Raw genomic sequence first — 4,465 nt, 5'->3', positions numbered from 1 at the left:
TGCGGTGACTCAAGAAAACCATGACCTCTACCGCCGCCACTACGACTACGACAAAACCGGCAACCTGACCCGCCTGCTCGACACTCGCAAAGGTGAACACCACTACCACTACGACCCCCTCGCCCGCCTGACTCGAGCGGATCACTCGCAAGATGTGCAGGAACGCTTTGGCCATGACCCAGCCGGCAACCTGCTAATGCAAGACCGTCCTGGGCCGGACATCGTTGCGGGTAACCGGTTAGTGATCCAAGGCGATCATCATTATGACTATGACGCCTTCGGCAACCTGATCCGCCAAAGGCGCGGTAAGGGTCACCAGTTCGTCACCGAGTACCGTTACGACTGTCAGCATCGCTTGATCGGCATTACCCAACCGAACGGGCAAACGGCCAGCTACCGCTATGACCCGTTTGGGCGGCGGATCAGCAAAACCGTCGACGGCATAACCACAGAGTTTTTCTGGCAAGGCGACAAGCTGGTTGCTGAGCATCACGCAGATCGTCACCGCAGTTACATCTACGAACCGGACAGCTTCCGTCCGCTGGCACTGCTGGCAGGCTTTGGCCCGCAAGACACCCAACCCTTCCACTACCAACTCGACCACCTCGGCACCCCGCAGGAACTCACCGCCCCCGACGGCGAAATCGTCTGGTCCGCGCATTACCGCGCCTATGGCCAAATCAGTCGCCTCGACATAAATAAAGTCGACAACCCGCTGCGCTTCCAGGGCCAATACTTCGACCAAGAAAGCGGGCTGCACTACAACCGCCATCGCTACTACAATCCAGATATTGGTCGTTACCTGACATCCGACCCGGTGAAGCTGACCGGGGGAATCAACGCATACCAGTACGTGCCCAACCCTACGGGATGGGTAGATCCGCTAGGCCTGAACACATGTCCCGGCGCGGATGGATGCAAGCCAGACAGTTTTGTTCAAAATCCGAAAGCAGGGGTTGAACACGGGGAACCCGCTTTACCGCAGCTGACACGCGTAGAGCGACAGGCGAGAATTGATGAGATTGCAGAAAAAAGCGCGCACCGGCGTTTAGAAGAAATTGAAACAGCACATCCAAACGCGCACTTTCTGGAAAAGCATGGGGCACAAACTACGCTGGATTCTCAACATGAAAGGGTGCAAACGGCAAAAAACCCTAGCACAGGGGTAATCGAAAGATACTTAGATGGCAAAAAGAAAGGGGAACCCAAAATACCGAGTGCAGCAACTCGATTCCTCAGCCATAGGGACCAGCTAAATGCGATCTATCGCGCACAACTTATTTTCCGCCGCACCAATCTAGAAACCTCCCGAGAGCCCATGGAAATGGGAAGAATAATTGGAGAAGGCTACAAAAAACAAAGCCTTCAATATGGGAAGCAAACGAAAGCCAGAGTAATTCTAGATAAAGATGGAAATCCAATTACCGCGTTCACGGAGTTCTAATATGAAGCGACCACCAAAGCTGTCAATACTCAGAAGTTTGCTTTTCACTTATTGCATTGAGAATTACGACGACCCAGACAGAGAATGTTTCATCGTCTCAAAAGACATAAACGATGAAAAAGAACTGTCTGAGCTTTTTGATGGGCTAACTAAGCCAGAGTACTTATCTTATAAGCCAGAGGAGCGTCAATGGTATGTCGACACGCTAAGCCGTTTTCTAGATACAGATGAAGATTTCGAATCTGTATTTTATCTTTTTGACACTTATTTTAATGATGAAATCTTTGATAAAAGACAATTTATGAAAGTGCTGCTGGAGTGCCTTAAGTGTTACAACTTAGAAATAACCGAATAAATCGTAAACTGTGGGCACAACGAGTGTGCTCGTGCTTGGCTGCGAAGCAGCCCCAATAAGGGCCTCGCGTTTGAACAGCCAAAACCGCTTCGATAGTTCTGGGGCTGCTGCGAGACGATAGAGGTGGCACTCATATAAATGTCTGGTCTGCCAAGCAGAAAATGCCGAATTATCTCTTAAGTGCAAACTAAAAAATGGTACATGAACTGACCAAAAGGCGCGAAAAAAATGAACTATTTTGATGGGTGACTGATTAAAGGCTTTAAAAAACTCAATATAAAATTCACCGTTCTTTCTGAGGCTGAGCATGATGCGATAGTCGATTGCATCAATGAGACAATGCCTTTCTCAGGGAGCCAAATTGCCTGGAGCACGTTAAAAAACAGCATCAACTTTGGACGTCAAACCTCAGACGTGGCCCTATCGTTACTGACCGAAGAGATCAACAAAGTAACCAACGATAAGCTGTACTTCGTCGGCGACGCATGCTCGAAGGGTTATTCAGTCGATCATGAAGACCTGCGTCAGGCGGTCAAAATCATCTCCGAATTTCCTCAGCACACCTACATCGTGCCGGAACCGATGACATGGATCGCATGCCTTTAATTTGAGGGCGATATTGACTTCGCAAATATTTGTGAATAAAAACTAATGAGTCAGCGTTCGTTTCGGGAACTGGAATAATACTTCCTCGTGAGTATCTCGCCAATATCTACCGATTAGCCAGCGAGTCTTAGAAAGACGACCTCCAAAAAGCCAGTCTTGAAGGCCCATCGAACTGCAGCCGCAAGGCAAACACATACGGTCGTCACCATAAAATTGATTGAGAATATAGAAAGCCACAAAGCGTGATTAATAGCATCAAGGACGTGGTGGAAGCGTCAAATACAGTTGGACTGGATAGGTTGGATAGGCCAAGACGATGAAAGCTCATACGCTTGAAAATTTGATCACTGAGTATTTAGAACAAGTAAAAAAGGCGACTGACTTGCTTGAGTACTCATGTGGTACTAAAAATATTCTCAGACTGTGGCGAATCCAAAAAAAACGCGGTGCGGTATGGTTATTGGTGATGTCACCTACGAGCTGCACGGAATTGGCTGCTGTGTTTACCTATCCGGAATATGTATCGACTTTGATTATGGCCCTGACGGAAGGGTCGACGGCTTCGACGCATGGCGTCTGTACATATACGCATGTGAGTTGCCGAAAAGACACAAAAAATACACCAGCAAAGAGGCTTTGGATCATGAATTCAACGAGTACTTGAAACTGGAAAAAGCCAAAAAAATCCCTGGTTCCATGTCCAATTTGTATTTCATACAGCCTTGATAGAGAGATGATGATGGGCCATCCACCGATGTCCACGCTGAGGCGAAACAGTGTTAAAAACTCCACCTCATGGCACACCTTACATCCCTAATATCTCCCACGCATTGGGGGCTTTATCTATATACGACTTTCTGCCACTCCTTAAACGGCTCGAAACAGCGCCCGACGGTGCCTTCGGCGCCCCACATCACCAGCAACGGCAGGTTCAAGGAGTTGCCGGCGTCGATGTCCGCCTGGTCGTGCTCAAGGTCGATGCCGGCGGCGGCGCGATAGTCTTCGCAGATGCCGCGCGCAGTGCCCGGCAGTTGCAGGCAGCGAAGGTATTCGGCGAAGGCCTCATCGGTGAACGGCTTGAGCCCGGCACTGCGGCTGCCCATCACGCTGCGCAGGTACAGCTCGGGGTTGCTCTCGATCAAGGCTTCCGGCAACGGCGCCGGGCGGATCAGGAAGAACCAGTGCCAGTAGGCGCGGGCGAACGCTTCATCGGTCTGGGCGTACATCGATAGGGTCGGCGCGATATCCAGCAACACCATGCGTTGCACCGCCTTTGGATGGTCCAGCGCCAGGCGATGAGCAACGCGGGCGCCACGGTCGTGGGCCAGCACCGAGAACGTATCGAAGCCCAAGGCCTGCATCAGTTCGACGCCGTCGCGGGCCATTTCGCGTTTCGAGTAGTTTGTGTGCTGGTCATTGGCCGGCGGCTTGCTGCTGTCGCCATAACCGCGCAGGTCGGCCGCGACCACGGTGAAATGCTCGGCCAGCTGTTCGGCGACTTTGTGCCAGATGACGTGGGTTTGCGGGTGCCCGTGCAGCAGGAGCAGACCGGGACCTGTACCGCCTTGGCGGTAGCTGATGTCCACGCCATTGACGTGGCACTGGTCTTTTTGGAATCCGGCGAACATGGAATGGCTCCTTGTGATGATTGGCTGCATCCTGGAATCACCCGGCGTCGGGGGCAAGGGGGAAAGCGTGGAGGGGTTGTTCATGAAGTGTGTAGGAGCCTGCAGGCCGGGCTCTATCATTTCAAACAATGAGGGCTCATGTGGGAGCTGGCTTGCCTGCGATGCAGACTACTCGGTCTGACAGATACACGGTGGCGATGCCATCGCAGCATAGGAGGTATCTACACATCTTTTTAGGGGTTGAATGCTTTGGTTGTCGCGGGGGGGGGGCGCTGGGTACATATCCGTTATTTGGGTAACGGCTGCTATGGGTTCCGCTCTTACAGCGGGTCACTTTTGTAAAGACACAAAAGTAACCAAAAAGTCTTCGCCCCACCACTCGGTGCCTCGCTTAGGCTCGGCATGCCCTCACGCAGGCTTTGGACCGTGGGC

At 51.7% G+C, this 4,465-nt stretch carries 3 protein-coding genes and 1 pseudogene; 3 read left to right on the top strand and 1 reads right to left on the bottom strand.

Features of this window, described 5'->3' with window-relative positions; all coding sequences use genetic code 11:
* The 3 genes from ACI77I_RS31615 to ACI77I_RS31605 all read left to right on the top strand — a co-directional run.
* The coding region (locus tag ACI77I_RS31615; RefSeq protein WP_407000115.1) for an RHS repeat domain-containing protein at nt 1–1,444 on the top strand (1,444 nt) is incomplete at its 5' end.
* 1 nt (nt 1,445) lies between these two features.
* A complete protein-coding gene (locus ACI77I_RS31610; RefSeq protein ID WP_407000113.1) occupies nt 1,446–1,799 on the top strand; it encodes a hypothetical protein in 354 nt (117 codons plus the stop codon).
* Between the two features lie 1,059 nt (nt 1,800–2,858).
* On the top strand, nt 2,859–3,131 hold the full coding sequence (locus ACI77I_RS31605) for a DUF6896 domain-containing protein (RefSeq protein ID WP_407000111.1): 273 nt from the start codon (nt 2,859–2,861) through the stop codon (nt 3,129–3,131).
* A gap of 125 nt (nt 3,132–3,256) precedes the next feature.
* Here the strand turns inward: ACI77I_RS31605 and ACI77I_RS31600 are convergent.
* Nucleotides 3,257–4,033 (bottom strand): annotated as a pseudogene (locus ACI77I_RS31600) (alpha/beta fold hydrolase); the annotation flags it as partial.
* Nucleotides 4,034–4,465 lie beyond the last annotated feature (432 nt).

Source organism: Pseudomonas sp. D47 (assembly GCF_045447305.1).
In the GTDB taxonomy this organism is placed as follows: Bacteria; Pseudomonadota; Gammaproteobacteria; order Pseudomonadales; family Pseudomonadaceae; genus Aquipseudomonas.
The sequence above is the reverse complement of the archived record's forward strand: the minus strand, read 5'-3'. Positions and strand labels throughout refer to the sequence as shown.

Bases quoted from the DNA above. Each gene is read 5' to 3' on its own strand.
- ACI77I_RS31610 (WP_407000113.1), top strand. From the start codon at position 1,446: ATGAAGCGACCACCAAAGCTGTCAATACTCAGAAGTTTGCTTTTCACT.
- ACI77I_RS31605 (WP_407000111.1), top strand. From the start codon at position 2,859: ATGGTTATTGGTGATGTCACCTACGAGCTGCACGGAATTGGCTGCTGT.